The sequence below is a fragment of the Pseudomonas sp. CFBP13508 genome (genome assembly GCF_005233515.1).
GTDB classification, from domain to species: domain Bacteria; phylum Pseudomonadota; class Gammaproteobacteria; order Pseudomonadales; family Pseudomonadaceae; genus Aquipseudomonas; species Aquipseudomonas mercuritolerans.
Window position 1 is genome coordinate 344,552 of sequence record NZ_QFZZ01000003.1, and the last position, 16,891, is coordinate 361,442.

Annotated in this window: 16 protein-coding genes; 5 read left to right on the top strand and 11 right to left on the bottom strand. The window is 60.9% G+C overall.

Annotation, left to right across the window (positions count from 1 at the left end; all coding sequences use genetic code 11):
• Nucleotides 1-59 precede the first annotated feature (59 nt).
• Complete coding sequence (locus PspCFBP13508_RS09960; RefSeq protein ID WP_039757489.1) at nucleotides 60-485, bottom strand: DUF4399 domain-containing protein; 426 nt, start codon at nucleotides 483-485, stop codon at nucleotides 60-62.
• A 135-nt stretch (nucleotides 486-620) separates the two neighbouring features.
• On the opposite strand from PspCFBP13508_RS09960, the gene PspCFBP13508_RS09965 reads away from it, so the two are divergent.
• Nucleotides 621-1,184, top strand: coding sequence for a transporter substrate-binding domain-containing protein (locus tag PspCFBP13508_RS09965; RefSeq protein WP_137214343.1), 564 nt, complete (start codon nucleotides 621-623; stop codon nucleotides 1,182-1,184).
• Nucleotides 1,185-1,408: 224 nt separating this feature from the next.
• Here the strand turns inward: PspCFBP13508_RS09965 and PspCFBP13508_RS09970 are convergent, their stop codons facing one another.
• Nucleotides 1,409-1,894 (bottom strand): DUF523 domain-containing protein, encoded by a 486-nt coding sequence (locus PspCFBP13508_RS09970; protein ID WP_137214344.1) that lies wholly within the window; start codon nucleotides 1,892-1,894, stop codon nucleotides 1,409-1,411.
• 2 nt (nucleotides 1,895-1,896) lie between these two features.
• The gene (locus PspCFBP13508_RS09975; RefSeq protein ID WP_137214345.1) at nucleotides 1,897-2,529 is read right to left on the bottom strand and encodes a 2OG-Fe(II) oxygenase; all 633 of its coding nucleotides are present in this window, start codon (nucleotides 2,527-2,529) and stop codon (nucleotides 1,897-1,899) included.
• Between the two features lie 108 nt (nucleotides 2,530-2,637).
• Here PspCFBP13508_RS09975 and PspCFBP13508_RS09980 point away from each other — a divergent pair, with 108 nt between their 5' ends.
• The gene (locus tag PspCFBP13508_RS09980; protein WP_123441772.1) at nucleotides 2,638-3,369 is read left to right on the top strand and encodes a DUF2059 domain-containing protein; all 732 of its coding nucleotides are present in this window, start codon (nucleotides 2,638-2,640) and stop codon (nucleotides 3,367-3,369) included.
• Between the two features lie 104 nt (nucleotides 3,370-3,473).
• On the opposite strand, the gene PspCFBP13508_RS09985 is transcribed toward PspCFBP13508_RS09980, so the two are convergent.
• Nucleotides 3,474-4,421, bottom strand: coding sequence for an alpha/beta hydrolase (locus PspCFBP13508_RS09985; protein WP_137214346.1), 948 nt, complete (start codon nucleotides 4,419-4,421; stop codon nucleotides 3,474-3,476).
• Nucleotides 4,422-4,520: 99 nt separating this feature from the next.
• Between PspCFBP13508_RS09985 and PspCFBP13508_RS09990 the strand changes: the two genes are divergently transcribed.
• Complete coding sequence (locus PspCFBP13508_RS09990; RefSeq protein ID WP_137214347.1) at nucleotides 4,521-5,099, top strand: DUF6436 domain-containing protein; 579 nt, start codon at nucleotides 4,521-4,523, stop codon at nucleotides 5,097-5,099.
• 102 nt (nucleotides 5,100-5,201) lie between these two features.
• Entirely contained in the window at nucleotides 5,202-7,610 is a 2,409-nt protein-coding gene (locus PspCFBP13508_RS09995) for a penicillin acylase family protein (RefSeq protein WP_137214348.1), read from the top strand.
• 201 nt (nucleotides 7,611-7,811) lie between these two features.
• Here the strand turns inward: PspCFBP13508_RS09995 and PspCFBP13508_RS10000 are convergent, their stop codons facing one another.
• Nucleotides 7,812-8,777 carry a GlxA family transcriptional regulator gene (locus PspCFBP13508_RS10000; RefSeq protein ID WP_137214349.1) on the bottom strand — a complete coding sequence of 322 codons (966 nt, stop codon included), beginning with the start codon at nucleotides 8,775-8,777 and terminating at the stop codon, nucleotides 7,812-7,814.
• Between the two features lie 312 nt (nucleotides 8,778-9,089).
• Between PspCFBP13508_RS10000 and PspCFBP13508_RS10005 the strand changes: the two genes are divergently transcribed.
• Nucleotides 9,090-9,731, top strand: coding sequence for an HD domain-containing protein (locus PspCFBP13508_RS10005; protein ID WP_137214350.1), 642 nt, complete (start codon nucleotides 9,090-9,092; stop codon nucleotides 9,729-9,731).
• Between the two features lie 175 nt (nucleotides 9,732-9,906).
• Here the strand turns inward: PspCFBP13508_RS10005 and PspCFBP13508_RS10010 are convergent, their stop codons facing one another.
• The 6 genes from PspCFBP13508_RS10010 to PspCFBP13508_RS10035 all read right to left on the bottom strand — a co-directional run bounded on the left by PspCFBP13508_RS10010 (nucleotide 9,907) and on the right by PspCFBP13508_RS10035 (nucleotide 16,849).
• A complete protein-coding gene (locus PspCFBP13508_RS10010; protein WP_122748323.1) occupies nucleotides 9,907-10,797 on the bottom strand; it encodes an ABC transporter permease subunit in 891 nt (296 codons plus the stop codon).
• Complete coding sequence (locus PspCFBP13508_RS10015) at nucleotides 10,794-11,675, bottom strand: ABC transporter permease subunit (RefSeq protein ID WP_178083722.1); 882 nt, start codon at nucleotides 11,673-11,675, stop codon at nucleotides 10,794-10,796. The genes PspCFBP13508_RS10010 and PspCFBP13508_RS10015 overlap by 4 nt, the downstream gene beginning before the upstream one ends.
• Nucleotides 11,676-11,710: 35 nt before the next feature.
• Nucleotides 11,711-12,853, bottom strand: coding sequence for a polyamine ABC transporter ATP-binding protein (gene potA, locus PspCFBP13508_RS10020; protein ID WP_016772662.1), 1,143 nt, complete (start codon nucleotides 12,851-12,853; stop codon nucleotides 11,711-11,713).
• Nucleotides 12,854-12,916: 63 nt separating this feature from the next.
• Nucleotides 12,917-14,014: a polyamine ABC transporter substrate-binding protein gene (locus PspCFBP13508_RS10025; protein WP_137214351.1), complete on the bottom strand. Its 1,098-nt coding sequence runs from the start codon at nucleotides 14,012-14,014 to the stop codon at nucleotides 12,917-12,919.
• Between the two features lie 186 nt (nucleotides 14,015-14,200).
• Nucleotides 14,201-15,313 carry a polyamine ABC transporter substrate-binding protein gene (locus PspCFBP13508_RS10030; protein ID WP_039757472.1) on the bottom strand — a complete coding sequence of 371 codons (1,113 nt, stop codon included), beginning with the start codon at nucleotides 15,311-15,313 and terminating at the stop codon, nucleotides 14,201-14,203.
• A gap of 171 nt (nucleotides 15,314-15,484) precedes the next feature.
• Nucleotides 15,485-16,849, bottom strand: a complete 1,365-nt coding sequence (locus PspCFBP13508_RS10035) for an aspartate aminotransferase family protein (RefSeq protein ID WP_137214352.1) — start codon at nucleotides 16,847-16,849, stop codon at nucleotides 15,485-15,487.
• Between the last annotated feature and the right edge of the window lie 42 nt (nucleotides 16,850-16,891).

The window sequence follows — 16,891 nt, forward strand, 5'->3', positions numbered from 1 at the left end:
CTTGCAGCCAGCCACTTGAAGCTGAATAAAAAAAGGGAGCCCCGCAGGGCTCCCTTTTTTTATTTCACGTTGACGGTGATTTTTTCCGAAACGATCGATGGGTCGAACGGCATGTGGCCGCTGTCGCCGAGGATCAGTTGCAAGGTGTGCTTGCCGGGGGCCAGTTTGATCGTGGCTTCGGTCTGCGCCTTGCCGAAATGCATGTGATGGGCGTCAGTCGGGATCGGCGCGCCTTCGGCCGGCAGGTCGTCGACGTCGATCAGCAGGTGATGGTGGCCGGTGTTCTTGGTGGTGTCACCCGCCGGGGCCAGCGCGATGTTCTTGACGCCGAACTTGACCTTGAATTCCTGCGAGACGGTGGCGCCGTCCTCGGGAGAAACGATGAACACTTCAGCATCCTTCGGCGCCGGTGTCGCCGCACTGGCCAGCACCGAAACACCCATCAGCACACCGGCCAACGCTGCACGTGACATAAAGCTTTTCATTTTCTTCTCCAGTTTTTCCGTAAAATCCGCACGGTCATGACAACTTCATGACCATTCGTTGTCGAAGGCACTCGACAACCATAGCAAAGCGAGCCTGAATCAGAGCGTCGCGATAATGATTTCAAAGGAGTGACCATGCGCCTGCTGCCTGGCCTGATCTGCCTGCTACCCCTTCTGAGCCCGCTGGCTCACGCCGAACTGATTGATGACGTCAACGACCGTGGCGAGCTTCGTATAGCCCTTGAGGCTAATACACCGCCCTTCAATTACAAGGAAGGCGACACCCTTACAGGGTTCGAGGTCGAGCTTGGGCAACTTCTGGCCAAAGAGCTGGATGTACGCGCCGATTTCATCGTCACCGATGAGGGTGACCTGCTCCAGGGCGTTGAAAGCGGCAAGTACGACGTCGCGCTCAACCACATAGCACTGACACCCGAACTCAAGGATCGTTTCGACTTCAGCGAGCCGTACGGCCAGGTCGACGGGCAATTGCTGGCGAAGAAGGACGAGACGCCGCGGCCGATGGTGCTGGTGCAGGCGTTGACGGAAGAGAAGCCGAAAGCGGCGGCGCCGGTCGAGCTGGCGATCCCGTTTCAGAAGGGCAACCCGGCGTTTCAGGCCAGCCTCAAGAGCGCGCTGGAACGGATCAAGGCGGATGGGCGGTTGGCGGCGCTGTCCGAGAAGTGGTTGAAACCGTAAGAGCCCCTCACCCTAACCCTCTCCCGGAGGAAGAGGGAACTGATCCGGGGATGCTTTAGAGGTACGCCGACTTGGGATTGCTATACCGAATCCGAAATCGACTGATCATGGCTTTGTCGAATCCCTGGTCGCCAAGGTCTTTCAGTTCGATGGACAGCGCCAGACACCTCGGTCGGCCCCCTCTCCCCCCGGGAGAGGGCTGGGGTGAGGGCAACGATGGCGGATCAGTCCAAAGCCGCCAGAGTCACCGCCGCCTCAGCCAGCTCAAGCTCACTGAAAACCCGAACCCCATGACGCTTGAGCAACGCGGCCGTTACGCCTTCACCGGAGACTTTCACTCCGCTGAACGTCCCGTCATAGGTCAGCAAATTCCCGCAAGACGGACTGTTGGCCTTGAGCACCGCTACCCGAATGCCGTGCTTTTGCACCAGTTCCAGCGCTTGCCGTGCACCCTCGAGAAACTGCGCGCTGACATCCTCGCCATCAGTGGTGATCACTGCGGCAATGCCATCCAGCACCTCACCGCCCTGCCCGCCGGGAATCTCCGCCGCCGCCCGCGGCGTCGGCAATCCACCGGCCACCTCAGGACACAACGGCACTACCCGCCCTTCTTCGATCCACTGCTCAAGCAGATCAAACGGCCCGCTCGCACCACCGTCATAACGCACGCGATGGCCCAACAGGCAGCGACTGACCAGGATCTTTTCCATGTTCAGAACGGCTCGTTGCCACGGCGACGGAACCAGCCAGTCAGCGACAAGCGCTCGCGATGGGCCGGCATCACTTCGTGGGGCACCTCGCCGGAGAGAAACACCACCAGACAGCCGCCGGTAGGCTGTACGTCGTGCACGCGTTCATCGCCCAGATACATGCGCAACTGGCCACCGTCCTCCGGCAGCCAGGCCTCGTTGAGGTAGATCACCGCCGACACCATGCGCCGGTCATCATCGCGAAAGCGGTCAACGTGCTTGAGGTAAAACGCGCCGGGCGGGTACAGGGCGAAATGGCATTCGAAATCTTCCAGGCCCAGAAACAGACCGCGATTGAGTGCCTCGCGCAGACTGTCCATCAGGCTCAGGTAACGGTCAGTGGCGTCGGCCTGCCCCGGATCGATCCACTGGATGTGATCGCCGCGGATACCCTCGCGAATTTCCGAAAACGGCCCGCGTCCGACCGCCGCCGGCGCCAGCTCACCTTCGGCTTCACGTTTACGGCACTCGGCCGCCAGCGCCCGGGTCAGATCGGCGGGCAGGAAGATGTTCTGCTGCGACCAGCCGTGTTCGGCCAGGTCGTCGACAATGCGTAACAGCAGCGGGTGTTCAGAGGATATCGGCATGGCGCGCATAGTATGCCGACGGCGACAAATCCGACAGAGCCACGCAGCGCCTTGCTACGAATTCTCGACAAGTACCGGCACCGCACGGACAATAGTCCGCTGCTGACAGGAGTCCCTATGCGCCGTTTGCTTTTTTCACTGTTGATGTTCTGCGTATTGCCCGCCTGGGCGGACGGCTTTGATCAGTTGTACAAGGTCGCCGGCTGGCCAGAACAACGCGCGCATTTCAACGATGCCCTGAGCGCCGCCCAGCAGCGCTATCAGAACAGCCTGCCGCCTGCGGTGTTTCAGGCGCTGGTCAACAACAGCAATCAGCGTTTCGCTGCGCAGGCTATGGATCAGCGTGCCGAAGCGCAACTGCGGCAGAAACTCGCCGACCCGAAACCGGCGCTGACCTTCTTCCAGTCACCGCTGGGCAAGAAAATCGTCGCCGCCGAATTGCTCGCAACCCGTCGCGATCAACTGGCGAAAAATGCCCAGGGCCTGCCGAAGATGCAGGCCAGCGACAGTCGTTTGCTGATCATCGGCCATCTCGCCCAGGCTCTGCCGGCCCGTGAGGCTGGTGCCGAGGTGAGTCTGGCGATCGCCGGCGTGGCGGCGGACAGTTTGAGTTCGATGATCCCGGGACTGCTCGGCGGTGGACAGGCACAGGGCATGTTGAACGGTCAGCGCCAGCGCCTGATGGATCAGATCGGCGCCGATCTGAACAACACGTTGCTTTACGTGTATCGCGACTTGTCGGATGAAGAGCTCGAAGAATTTGCGACGTTTGCCGAGTCGACCGAGGGCAAGGCTTACTACCAGGCGGCACTGGCGGCGATTCGGGCGGGGTTGGCGGTCGGGCAGTGATGTTCGGTGCCTGAAAGATCACATCGCGAGCAGGCTCGCTTCCACAGGTTGTAATGCATTCCACTGTGGGAGCGAGCCTGCTCGCGAAGAGGCCCTCCCAGGCATTAGAGATTCCGGCCCCTGATCCGCTTGCTCAAGAATTCGAAATACTCCTCACGCATCTCCGCCGTTTCATTGGCCAGGTGATGCCGTGCCTCGGCCAACAGCAGAATCTGCGGCCGGTCGAATTTCCATTTCAATACCTGCAGATTGTGCTGCCAGTCGACAGTCATGTCCGCCTGCCCCTGAACGATCAGCGGCCGCCGCGGGCTTTTTTTCGCGTGCTCGACGCGGATGATCCAGCGTGAAAGCGCGCCCACCCATTTCGTCGGCAGGCGCCTTGGCTGTAACGGATCGGCCTGCAGAAACGGCAGAAAATCCGGATCGTTGGAGTTCTCGCTGAAGCGTCGCGCGACCCCGCGTACAAACGGCCGCAGCAGGTAATAACTCAGCTGCGACCAGCCCCACGCCCTTGGTCGCACCAGCGGCGCCAGCAGAATCACTTGCCCTTGCGCCGGGCTGTTCTCGCCATGATTGAGCAGATGATCGACGACAATCGCGCCACCGGTGCTCTGCCCGCACAAATGCCAAGGCTGTGGCAGCGCGATCGAGCTCGCTTCAGCAAACAGCGCCTGCAACATATGCTGGTATTCAGCGAAATCACGAATGCTCGCCCGTGGCCCGCTCGACAATCCGTGCCCCGGCAGGTCGCAGGCGATCACGGCAAAATCCTGATCCAGCGCCCACTCGATCACATGCCGGTACAGGCCGATGTGATCGTAGTAACCGTGCAGCAGAAACAGCGTCGCCTTGACCTTCTCCGGCCACCAGCAATGGCTGACCAGCTCGTAGCCATCGACCTCGAAACGGCCCATGCCGCGCCAGACATCGCGCTCGGCAAAGTCGGTCTTGTAGAAGCGCTGATAAGCCTTCGCCTCATCCGATAACGGCTGCCACTCGGCCAACGGCTTGAGGCTCGCGCGTAAATGATCGGGGTCGAAAGTATCAGGCATGCGGGTATTCCAGAGCGGGAAACGGACTTTATCGGCCTGCGATATTCATCTGTAGAGGCAGACATGGCAAGCTAGCCGGCCTTTCGAGGATCGAAAACCATGCGTTCGCCCTACCGCACCGCACTGTTCGCCAGCCTGCTCGCGCTGATCTGCGCCGGGGTGCTGTGGGCGGCATATGACTGGTTTCAGGGCCGCTACCTTCGCGCGTTCAGCGAACACACCGCCGTATTTTCCGGCGACCCGCTGCGCCTGCCGGACAACCTCGCCGGGCCGGGCAATATCCGGTTGGTGCACTTCTGGGACCCGGCCTGCCCATGCAACGTCGGCAATCAACAGCACCTGAGCGAGATGGTCGAACAGTTCGGCGCCCGCGGCGTGGAGTTCTTCGCCGTGCAAAAGCCCGGCAGCCACGGCCAGTTACCCGCCACCCTCGCCAGCCTGAAAACCATCATCGTCCTGCCCGGCTCCGAACAGATCCCCGCCAGCCCCGCCGTGGCGATCTGGGATCGTAGCGGCAAATTGGCCTACTTCGGCCCGTACAGCGAAGGCCTGACCTGCAACTCCAGCAACAGCTTTATCGAACCGATCCTGCATGCCCTGACGGAAGATCGCCCGGTCAATGCCACGCATACGCTGGCGGTGGGGTGTTATTGCCCGTGGCCGGCGGACGCGAAGTAAGGCATTCCGGACTTTTCAAGGACAGCGCTGCACCACACAGATGCTCTGTGCTAAATGTTTGCAGCCCGACGGGCGGCCTTCCCGCCTGCACAAGGAGTCACCATGAAGCGTGCGTTGATCGTCGTTGCGTTGCTCATCGTTGTCCTGCTCGGCGCCGCCGGCGGCTATATCTACAGCAAGCAGCCGACGCGCCAGGGCCAGGTCGAGTTGCGCAACCTGCAAGGCTCAGTGACCGTGCGCTATGACGAGCGCGGTGTGCCGCATATCCGCGCCGAGAACGAAACCGACCTCTATCGCGCCCTCGGTTATGTGCACGCGCAGGACCGCCTGTTCCAGATGGAAGCCATGCGCCGCCTCGCCCGCGGTGAACTGGCCGAAGTGCTCGGGCCGAAACTGCTCGATACCGACAAACTGTTTCGCAGCCTGCGCATTCGCGAGCGCGCGGCCAGTTACGTCGCCAGCCTCGACAAACAGTCGCCGGCATGGAAGGGCCTGCAAGCCTATCTGGATGGCATCAACCAATATCAGGACAGCCACGCCGCGCCGATCGAGTTCGACGTGCTAGGCATCCCCAAGCGGCCGTTCACGGCCGAGGACAGCATCAGCGTCGCCGGTTACATGGCCTACAGCTTTGCCGCCGCGTTTCGCACCGAGCCATTGCTGACCTACGTGCGCGATCAGCTCGGCGCCGATTACCTCAATGTGTTTGATCTCGACTGGCAGGCCAAAGGCGTGCTGGTCAACAGTTACGCCAAACAAGCGCCGACACTTGCCGCTGGCGACTGGAAAGACCTCACCGCCCTCGCCCGCCTCAGCGAACAGGCACTGATCGACAACGGCCTGCCGCAGTTCGAAGGCAGCAACGCCTGGGTGATTGCCGGCAGCCGCAGCCAGAGTGGCAAGCCGTTGCTGGCCGGCGATCCGCATATTCGCTTTTCGGTGCCGTCGGTGTGGTACGAGGCGCAGCTGTCGGCGCCGGGTTTCGAGTTGTACGGCCATCATCAGGCGCTGGTGCCGTTCGCGTTTCTGGGACACAACCTCGATTTCGGCTGGAGCCTGACCATGTTCCAGAACGACGATCTCGACCTGATCGCCGAGAAGGTCAACCCGGACAACCCCAATCAGGTCTGGTATCGCGGCCAGTGGACCGACCTGCTCGTCAGCGAGCAGCAGATCAATGTGAAAGGCCAGGCGCCGGTGACGATCACCTTGCGTCAGTCGCCGCATGGACCGATTGTCAACGATGCACTAGGTACGGCCGCAGGCAAAACACCGATCGCGATGTGGTGGGCCTTCCTCGAAACACCCAACCCGATCCTCGACGGCTTCTACCAACTGAACCGCGCCGATACCCTGGCCAAGGCCCGCGCCGCGGCGGCGAAAGTCCAGGCGCCGGGCCTGAATCTGGTGTACGCCAACGCCAAAGGCGATATCGCCTGGTGGGCCTCGGCCCTGCTGCCCAAACGCCCGGCCGGGGTGAAGCCGGGCTTCATTCTCGACGGCAGCACGCCCGAGGCGGACAAGGACGGCTATTACCCGTTCAGCGCCAACCCGCAGGAAGAGAACCCGGCGCGCGGCTATATCGTCTCGGCCAACTTCCAGCCCGTGTCGCCGACCGGCATGGAGATTCCCGGTTATTACAACCTTGCCGATCGTGGTCAGCAGCTTGACCGTCAGCTCAGCGACAACCGGGTGAAGTGGAGCAACGAGGCCAACCAGAAACTGCAGCTGGGCACGGCGACCGGTTACGGCCCGCGCCTGTTGGCGCCGCTGTTGCCGGTATTGCGTGAGGTGGTCAGTGATCCGGCGCAACTGAAACTGGTCGAGCAACTGGCGCAGTGGCCTGGCGACTATCCGCTGAATTCGATCAGCGCGACGGTGTTCAACCAGTTCCTCTACGACCTTGCCGATGCGGCGATGCGCGATGAGTTGGGCAATGACTTCTTCGAGACACTGCTGTCGACGCGGGTGATCGACTCCGCGCTGCCACGCCTGGCGGCCAAGGCGGACTCACCGTGGTGGGACAATCGCAGCACGCCAGCCAAAGAAACCCGCGCCGATGTCGTGCGCACGGCGTGGGCGGCAAGCATGGCGCATCTGAAACTGACCCTCGACGAGGATGTAGCGGGTTGGCAGTGGGGCGCGGCGCACACCCTGACTCACGGCCATCCACTGGGGCAGCAGAAGCCGCTGGATCGCCTGTTCAACGTCGGCCCGTTCGCAGCGCCGGGCAGCCACGAAGTGCCGAACAACCTCTCGGCGAAGATCGGCCCGGCGCCATGGCCGGTGACCTATGGACCGTCGACGCGACGTCTGGTGGATTTCGCCGATCCGGTTCATGGCTTGACGATCAACCCGGTCGGCCAGAGCGGCGTGCCGCTGGACAGTCACTATGACGACCAGGCCGAGGCGTATGTGGAGGGTATCTATGTGCAGGCGCATTTCAGTGAGGAAGAGGTGCTGGCGAATACGCGCAGTACGTTGAAGCTGTTGCCGGCGCGCAAGCCCTGAAGAGCCCCTCACCCTAGCCCTCTGCCAGAGGGAGAGGGGACCGATTGGGGGATATTCATGAGAAACGCCGACGTGAAAGATTGGCGCCGAATCCATAATCGATAAGGTCTTTCAGGTCGATGTAACACGCCAGACACTGCAATCGCCTCCCTCTCCCTCTGGGAGAGGGCTGGGGTGAGGGCTTTCGAGCTCAAGCCCGGATCAAACATTCAGCGCAAAATTCATCCGAAACTGCTGCGGCGTCACCCCAAGCCGCCGGTTGAACACACTGCGCATATGCTGCGCATCACGAAACCCGCACTGATACGCCACGGTTTTCAGGGGCGCCGTGGTGCTTTCCAGCATCACCCGCGCCGCATCCACCCGCGCCCGTTCGACAAACTCCGCCGGGGTCACTTTCGCTTCCCGCGTGAACACCCGGGAAAAATTGCGCGCACTCATGTTCGCCGCATTGGCCAGATCGGCAATCGTCAGGTCGCCGGTGAGATTGGCCAGCACATACAACTGCACCAACGCCACCGCTGACGTCGGCTCGGCATGCGGTGTGAGGAACGGGCTGAACTGCGATTGCCCGCCCGAGCGCTGGGTGAACACCACCAGCCGTTTCGCCACACTCAGCGCCACCTCGGCACCGTGGTCGCGCGCCAGCAGGTACAGCGCCAGATCGATGCCCGCCGTGACCCCGGCCGAGGTGTAGAGCGCGCCATCCTCGACGTACAGGCGGTCCGCCTCGACCCGCGTGGTCGGGCACAAATGCGCCAACGCCCCGGCATCGTTCCAGTGCGTGGTGACAGTGCGCCCTTCCAGCAAACCGGCGCGGGCGAGCATGAATGCGCCGTTGCAGATCGAGCCGCAACGCCGGGCGCGGCCACAGGCTTCACGCAGCCAGGCATCGAACGTGGGGCCGAAATCCATGAATGGCAATTGCGGGCCGCCGGCGACCAGCAACAGGTCAGGGCTGTCCGTTGCCTGGCTGAAGTGGCAGTGGGCGTTCAGGCTCATTCCGTTGGAACAGGCCATCGGCCCGTGCTCGACGCCGATCACTTGCAAGCGATAGTGATCCTGCGGCGCGAGGAAGCGGTTGGCTTCGGCGAACACGTCCATGGGGCCGCTGACGTCCAGTGACTGCACGCCGGGGAACACCACAATGGCGACGGATTTGTTCATGGCTCAAACGTCCTCAATACCTGTGACAAACACACAAACCTGTGGGAGCGAGCATGCTCGCGAAGAGGCCATCACCCGCAACATAGCTGTCGAATGACACACTGCCTTCGCGAGCAGGCTCGCTCCCACATGGGCCGTGCCGGGCTTGTTGATCGAGCCACCCTTGCCGGTCCCACACCCGACAAGTGAGCTTGGCACGATTTGCAGGCGGATTGGCAAGGATCGCAGCCATGACTCGATTGTTCGCTTGGCGCGCGGGGAACAGACTTTTCCCAGCAGCGCCACGACGGCGTTTTCGACGAGGAAACCGTTATGACCAGCACCATCGCCGGCATCAAGATCCCTGACAGCGCCCTCGCCCGGGCCACCACCGAGTACATTCGCGACATCGAATCCGACCTGCTTTATCACCACTCGCGCCGGGTGTTTCTGTTCGGCGCCTTGAGCGGCGAGCGCCAGCAACTGGCCTATAACCGGGAGCTGCTGTACGTCGGCGCAATGTTCCACGACCTTGGTCTGGTCGCAGGCCATCGCAGCGATGACGAGCGCTTCGAAGTGGACGGCGCAAATGCCGCCGCAGCCTTTCTCAAGCCGTACGGGCTGAGCGACGACGACATCGAGCAAGTCTGGCTGTCGATCGCGTTGCACACCACGCCGGGCGTGCCCAGGCATCTGCGCCCGACCGTAGCACTGGTGACCGCCGGGGTGGAGATGGACGTGCTGGGCATCGATTACGCGGCGTTCAGCAGCGTGCAGCGCGAAGCCGTGGTGCATGCGCATCCGCGTGGGGAGGGTTTCAAGGAATGCATCATCTACGCGTTCGCCGATGGCTTGCGCCATCGCCCGCAGACGACGTTTGGCAATGTGAAGACTGATGTGCTGGTGGATCAGGAGCCGGGGTTTCGGCCGATGAACTTTGTTGAGGTCATCCGCAAGTCTCCCTGGACTGCTTAAAACCAGATTTGGAACTGGGCCCTGTGGCGAGGGGATTTATCCCCGTTGGGTTGCGAAGCGACCCCAAAAAAACAGGCCTGCTGCGCAGTCCATCGGGGATAAATCCCCTCACCACAAAAGCCCGCTCCCACATTTTGATTTGGGTTGGCCTCGCAAATGAGACCAACCCGTCGGCTCACACAGTCTGCGGCGCAGGCGCGCGTCGCGCGTCCGGTTGCTTCCATGAATCGGCAGCGCTTTCTTCGATGGCTTGCTGGATGGCTTTCTTGCGGGCTTCTTCGGCGCGGCGGCTGAAGAACCAGACGAGGAAGGTCACCAGCGACACTGCCAGCAGAATCAGGCTGGCCACGGCGTTGATCTCGGGTTTCACACCAAGGCGCACCGCCGAGAACACTTCCATCGGCAGGGTCGTCGAACCCGGGCCGGAAACGAAGCTCGCCAGCACCAGGTCATCCAGCGACAGCGCGAACGACATCATCCCGCCCGCCGCCAGCGACGGCGCGATCATCGGGATGGTGATCAGGAAGAACACCTTCCACGGCCGCGCGCCCAAGTCCATCGCCGCCTCTTCGATCGACAGGTCCAGCTCACGCAAGCGCGCCGACACCACCACCGCCACATACGCCGCACAGAACGTGGTGTGGGCGATCCAGATGGTGACGATGCCGCGCTCCTGCGGCCAGCCGATCATCTGCGCCATGGCCACGAACAGCAGCAACAGCGACAGACCGGTGATCACTTCCGGCATCACCAACGGCGCAGTCACCAGGCCGCCAAACAGCGTGCGGCCCTTGAAGTGGGTGATGCGCGTCAGCACGAACGCCGCCAGCGTACCCAGTGCCACTGCAGCAACCGCGGTGTAGCAGGCGATTTCCAGCGAGCGTAGAACCGAACCCATCAGTTGCGAGTTGTCGAGCAGGCCGACGTACCACTTGATCGACCAGCCGCCCCACACCGTCACCAGTTTCGAGGCGTTGAACGAGTAGATCACCAGGATCAGCATCGGCAGATAGATAAAAATCAGCCCCAGTACCAGCATCAGGCTGGAGAAACGGAAGCGCTTCATTCTTTACCCTCCATTTCCTTGGCCTGACTGCGGTTGAACAGAATGATCGGCACAATCAGGATCGCCAGCATTACCACCGCCAGCGCGGACGCCACCGGCCAGTCACGGTTGTTGAAGAATTCTTGCCAGAGCACCTTACCGATCATCAGGGTTTCCGGACCGCCAAGCAGCTCCGGAATCACGAACTCGCCGACCACCGGAATGAACACCAGCATGCAGCCGGCAATGATGCCGTTCTTGGACAGCGGAATGGTGATTTTCCAGAAGCTGTTGAAGGTGCTCGAACCCAGGTCCGACGCGGCTTCCAGCAGGCTCTGGTCATGTTTGACCAGGTTGGCATACAGCGGCAGGATCATGAACGGCAGGTACGAATAGACCACGCCGATGTACACTGCGAGGTTGGTGTTGAGGATCTGCAGCGGCTCGTCGATCAGGCCCATGCTCATCAGGAATCCGTTAAGCAGGCCGTTGTTGCTGAGGATGCCCATCCACGCGTAGACGCGGATCAGGATCGCGGTCCAGGTCGGCATCATGATCAGCAGCACCAGCACCGTTTGCAGCTCTTTGCGCGCACTGGCGATGGCATAGGCCATCGGGTAACCGATCAGCAGGCAGAGCACAGTGCTGATAAAAGCCATTTTCAGCGAGCCGAGATAGGCGGCGATGTACAGCTCGTCGTCGCCGAGCATCGCGTAGTTGCCCAGGTTCAGCAGCAGTTGCAGCTTCTGCTCGGCGTAGGTGTAGATCTCGGTGTATGGCGGGATCGCCACGTCGGCTTCGGCGAAACTGATCTTCAGAACGATGAAGAACGGCAGCATGAAGAACAGGAACAGCCAGATGAACGGCACCCCGATGACCATTTGCCGGCCATTGGGGATGATTCGGTTCATGCGGCGTTTGAATTTGCGCATGTTCATGAGCGAAGTACCACGCCGCTGTCGTCTTCCCACCACACGTAGACCTGATCGCCCCAGGTCGGACGCGCGCCGCGACGTTCGGCGTTGGCGACGAACGACTGCACCAGTTTGCCGCTCGGCAATTCGACGTAGAACACCGAGTGCCCGCCCAGATAGGCGATGTCGTGGACCTTGCCGCTCGACCAGTTGTATTCGCAGGTCGGCATGTCGGCGGTGACCAGCAGCTTCTCGGGACGAATCGCGTAGGTTACGGACTTGTCCTGCACCGAGGTGCTGATGCCGTGGCCGACGTAGATCTGCCGGTCGAGGTCCTTGCAGGTGATGGTCGCGTGGCCTTCGGCGTCGTCGATCACTTCGCCTTCGAAAATGTTGACGTTGCCGATGAATTCACAGACCAGACGGCTGGTCGGGGTTTCGTAGATGTCGATCGGGCTGCCGATCTGGGCGATCCAGCCCAGGTGCATGATCGCGATGCGCTCGGCCATGGTCATGGCCTCTTCCTGGTCGTGGGTCACCATCACGCAGGTCACGCCGACGCGCTCGATGATTTCCACCAGTTCCAGCTGCATCTGCGAACGCAGTTTCTTGTCCAGTGCGCCCATCGGTTCGTCGAGCAGCAACAGCTTCGGCCGCTTGGCCAGCGAACGGGCCAGGGCCACGCGCTGACGCTGGCCGCCGGACAGTTGATGCGGCTTGCGCTTGGCGTACTGGCTCATCTGCACAAGTTTGAGCATCTCGGCCACACGGGCGTCGATCTCGGCCTTGGGAATCTTGTCCTGCTGCAGGCCGAAGGCGATGTTCTGCGCCACGGTCATGTGCGGGAACAGGGCGTAGGACTGAAACATCATATTGATCGGACGGTCGTACGGCGGCATGTCGGTGATGTCGACGCCGTCGAGGAAAATCCGCCCTTCCGTGGGCCGTTCGAAGCCTGCCAGCATCCGTAGCAAGGTGGATTTGCCCGATCCCGAACCGCCGAGCAGGGCGAAAATCTCGCCCTTCTTGATTTCCAGGGACACGTCGTCCACGGCAATCGTCTCGTCGAACTTCTTCGTGACCCGGTCGATTTTGACCAGCACCTGTTTTGGTGTCTGGTCGCCCTCGAGGGCTTTCTTGTAGGCGCCGGAGGCAACTGCCATTTACGAAACTCCCAACAGAAGCAGCAGTTCGCCACGCAAGACGAACCCTGGATAGTTTGTGCGTTATTTGCCCGACTTGACCTTGGTCCAGTTGCGGGTCATCAAACGCTGAATATTGGCTGGCAACTCGGTCGACACGTAGGTCTTGTCGAGGACTGCTTGCGGTGGGTAAACCGCTTCATCGGTGCGAATGGATTGTTCCATCAGCTTGTCCGAACCCGGGTTGGGGTTGGCGTAACCGACGTAATCACTGACCTGGGCGATCACCTCAGGTTTCAGCAAATAATTGATGAAGGCGTGGGCTTCCTTGACGTTGGACGAGTCCTTGGGGATCGCCAGCATGTCGAACCACAGCGCGCCGCCCTCTTTCGGAATCGAGTAGGCGATGTTGACGCCCTTCTTCGCTTCCTCGGCACGGTTCTTCGCCTGGAAGATGTCGCCGGAGAAACCGATGGCCACGCAGATGTCGCCGTTGGCCAGATCGCCGATGTATTTCGAGGAGTGGAAATAGGTCACGTATGGACGCACCGCGAGCAGCTTGGCGGTGGCTTTTTCGTAGTCCTTGGTGTTGGTGCTGTTGGCGTTCAAGCCCAGGTAATTGAGCATGGTCGGCATCATTTCATCAGCCGAATCGAGGAACGCGACACCGCAGCTGTGCAGCTTCTTGATGTTTTCCGGTTCGAACAGCACGGCCCAGGAATCGATCTTGTCGATGTCCAGCACAGCCTTGACCTTGTCGACGTTGTAGCCAATGCCGTTGGTGCCCCACAGATACGGCACGGCGTAGAGGTTGCCGGGATCGTTCTGCTCCAGGCGCTTGAGCAGCACCGGGTCGAGGTTGGAATAATTGGGCAGCTGCGCCTTGTCGAGCTTCTGGAACGCGCCCGCCTTGATCTGCTTGCCAAGGAAGTGGTTCGACGGCACGACCACGTCGTAACCGGTGCGCCCGGCGAGCAGCTTGCCTTCCAGGGTTTCGTTGGAGTCGAAGACGTCGTAGACCGGTTTGATCCCGGTCTCTTTCTCGAAGTCGGCCAGGGTCGACTCGCCGATGTAATCGGACCAGTTATAAATATGCACCGTACCGGCGGCCTGGGCTCCGACAGCGATTGTCAGGCCGGCAGCGGCCAGCAGGGCTTTGCGCAAAGAAGAAAATACAGGCAAGTGGAGGTCCTCTAAATTGATTGGGCCCAAGTTGCCCCGCGCTGCATGACAGCCATGGCTGCCCGACAACAAAACCGGCGCGCAACTTACCCTCGAAAAACCGATCCAGCAAAACTTTCTGTCATTTAATTATCCGCTGGCCGCCGTCGCGGCGACGACGGCCAGTGGTTGTGGCGACAAACCGGCTTATTTGCCCGATTTGATCTTGGTCCAGCTGCGGGTGATCAGGCGCAGCGTGGCGGCGTCCAGATCGCTGATCGCATAGAGCTGCTTCTTCACTTCAGCCGACGGGTAGATGCTCGGGTCGCTGGTGATGTCCTTGTCCACCAGAGGCGTCGCCGCCTTGTTGCCGTTCGGGAAACGCACGGCGTTGGTGATGCCGGCCATCACTTGCGGCTCCAGCAGGTAGTTCATGAACTTGTAGGCGGCTTCGACGTTTTCGGCATCCTTGGGAATGGCGACCATGTCGTAGAAAGTACCGGCGCCTTCCTTTGGAATGGTGTAGGCCAGTTTGACCTTGTCACCGGCTTCCTGAGCGCGGGTCTTGGATTGCTCCAGGTCACCCGAGTAACCGACGGCGACGCAGATGTTGCCGTTGGCAAGGTCGGAGATGTACTTGGACGAGTGGAAGTAGGCGACCGAAGGACGGATCTTCAGGAACAGGTCTTCGGCGGCTTTCAGATCAGCCTTGTCCTTGCTGTTGGTCGGCTTGCCCAGATAGTGCAATGCCGCCGGAATCATTTCGGTCGGCGCATCGAGGAAGCTCACGCCGCAGCTTTTGAGTTTCTCGATGTTTTCCGGCTTGAACACCACGTCCCACGAATCGATCTTGTCGATGCCCAGTGCAGCCTTGACCTTGGCCGGGTTGTAGCCGATGCCGATCGAGCCCCACATGTACGGGAAGGCGTGCTTGTTGCCTTGGTCGCTGGCATCGCCAACGGCCTTCAGCAGGTCTTCGTCGAGGTTTTTCCAGTTTGGCAGCTTGGACTTGTCCAGCTCCTGGTAAACCCCGGCCTTGATCTGCTTGGCGAGGAAATTGTTGGAAGGCACCACGATGTCATAACCGGACTTGCCGGCCAGCAGCTTGGCTTCCAGGGTTTCGTTACTGTCGAAGACGTCGTAGACGACTTTGATCCCGGTGGCTTTCTCGAAGTTGGCCACGGTGTCCGGCGCGATGTAGTCGGACCAGTTGTAGACGTGCAGCACCTTGTCGTCCGCGTGCACCGCACCCGCCATCATGCCCGCCATGGACAGCGCGAGCAGAGTCTTGCCAGCTAGCTTTTTACCTAATGCCTTCATGCGTCATGCTCCAAATTTTTCTTTTTTGAACCACTTTGTTCAGCGGCCGAACCCGGACAACTGGAACCGCGGCTAGTCTGGCAAGATCCGAGGCGGTCTTTCAACAAAAGACCAGCCTTTCTGACAGCTTTGAGCGAGTGCGCCGCAGCTCCCCCGCTCAAAGCCTAGCACCTAGGCCTGCAGCGCACCGAGGGTCAGGTCCAGACACTTGCGTGCCTTTGTAACCAGCTCATCGATCTCCGCTTTGCTGATCACCAGCGGCGGCGCAATGATCATGGTGTCGCCCACCGCGCGCATGATCAGGCCGTTGTCGAAGCAGAACTGCCGGCAAATCATGCCGACGCCCTTGCCCTCGTAACGCTTGCGCGTGGCCTTGTCCTGCACCAGCTCGATCGCCCCCAACAGACCGACGCCGCGAACTTCACCCACCAACGGGTGATCGTTCAGCTCGCGCAGACGTTTCTGCAAATACGGTGCCGTTTCGTTGTGGGCGTTCTCGATAATTTTTTCGTCGCGCAGGATGCGGATGTTTTCCAGGCCCACCGCTGCTGCCACCGGGTGCCCGGAGTAAGTGAAGCCGTGGTTGAAATCGCCGCCTTCATTGAGCACGGCCACCACCGAATCACGCACGATCAACCCGCCCATCGGGATGTAGCCGGAGGTCAGGCCCTTGGCGATGGTCATCATGTCGGGTTTGAGGTCGTAGAAATCGCTACCGAACCACTCACCGGTACGGCCAAAACCGCAGATCACTTCATCGGCAACGAAAAGGATGTCGTACTTGGCGAGGATCTCCTTGATGCGCGGCCAGTAGGTATCGGGCGGAATGATTACGCCACCGGCACCCTGGATCGGCTCGGCAATAAAGGCACCGACGTTGTCGACGCCGACCTCGAGAATCTTCTCTTCGAGCTGATTGGCCGCCCAGATGCCGAACTCTTCCGGCGACATGTCACCGCCTTCGGCGAACCAGTACGGCTGGGCGATGTGGACGATGCCCGGGATCGGCAAATCGCCCTGCTCGTGCATATAAGTCATGCCGCCGAGGCTCGCGCCGGCCACGGTCGAACCGTGATAACCGTTCTTGCGGCTGATGATGACTTTCTTGTTCGGCTGGCCTTTGATCGCCCAGTAGTGACGGACCATGCGCAACATGGTGTCGTTGCCTTCGGAGCCGGAGCCGGTGAAGAACACGTGGTTCATGCCTTCCGGCGCCACGTCGGCAATCGCCTTGGCCAGTTCCAGCGCCGGCGGGTGGGCGGTCTGGAAGAACAGGTTGTAGTACGGCAGTTCGCGCATCTGTCTGGCGGCGGCATCGGCCAGTTCATCGCGACCGTAACCGATCGCCACGCACCAGAGGCCCGCCATGCCGTCGAGGATCTTGTTGCCTTCGCTGTCCCACAGATACACGCCCTTGGCGTTGGTGATGATCCGCGGGCCTTTCTCTTTCAGTTGCTTGAAGTCGCTGAACGGGGCCAGGTGGTGTTCGCTGCTCAGCGCTTGCCACTCACGGGTTTGCGGGTTGTTGCTGGTCATGCCAATTCTCCTTGTTATCGGTGAAGGCGCGACGGCTGGCCG

Bases quoted from the DNA above. Each gene is read 5' to 3' on its own strand.
- potA (WP_016772662.1), bottom strand. From the start codon at position 12,853: ATGGCAGTTGCCTCCGGCGCCTACAAGAAAGCCCTCGAGGGCGACCAG.
- PspCFBP13508_RS09980 (WP_123441772.1), top strand. From the start codon at position 2,638: ATGCGCCGTTTGCTTTTTTCACTGTTGATGTTCTGCGTATTGCCCGCC.
- PspCFBP13508_RS09990 (WP_137214347.1), top strand. From the start codon at position 4,521: ATGCGTTCGCCCTACCGCACCGCACTGTTCGCCAGCCTGCTCGCGCTG.
- PspCFBP13508_RS10000 (WP_137214349.1), bottom strand. From the start codon at position 8,777: ATGAACAAATCCGTCGCCATTGTGGTGTTCCCCGGCGTGCAGTCACTG.
- PspCFBP13508_RS10010 (WP_122748323.1), bottom strand. From the start codon at position 10,797: ATGAAGCGCTTCCGTTTCTCCAGCCTGATGCTGGTACTGGGGCTGATT.
- PspCFBP13508_RS09970 (WP_137214344.1), bottom strand. From the start codon at position 1,894: ATGGAAAAGATCCTGGTCAGTCGCTGCCTGTTGGGCCATCGCGTGCGT.
- PspCFBP13508_RS10005 (WP_137214350.1), top strand. From the start codon at position 9,090: ATGACCAGCACCATCGCCGGCATCAAGATCCCTGACAGCGCCCTCGCC.
- PspCFBP13508_RS10035 (WP_137214352.1), bottom strand. From the start codon at position 16,849: ATGACCAGCAACAACCCGCAAACCCGTGAGTGGCAAGCGCTGAGCAGC.
- PspCFBP13508_RS09960 (WP_039757489.1), bottom strand. From the start codon at position 485: ATGAAAAGCTTTATGTCACGTGCAGCGTTGGCCGGTGTGCTGATGGGT.
- PspCFBP13508_RS09965 (WP_137214343.1), top strand. From the start codon at position 621: ATGCGCCTGCTGCCTGGCCTGATCTGCCTGCTACCCCTTCTGAGCCCG.
- PspCFBP13508_RS09975 (WP_137214345.1), bottom strand. From the start codon at position 2,529: ATGCGCGCCATGCCGATATCCTCTGAACACCCGCTGCTGTTACGCATT.
- PspCFBP13508_RS09985 (WP_137214346.1), bottom strand. From the start codon at position 4,421: ATGCCTGATACTTTCGACCCCGATCATTTACGCGCGAGCCTCAAGCCG.
- PspCFBP13508_RS09995 (WP_137214348.1), top strand. From the start codon at position 5,202: ATGAAGCGTGCGTTGATCGTCGTTGCGTTGCTCATCGTTGTCCTGCTC.
- PspCFBP13508_RS10030 (WP_039757472.1), bottom strand. From the start codon at position 15,313: ATGAAGGCATTAGGTAAAAAGCTAGCTGGCAAGACTCTGCTCGCGCTG.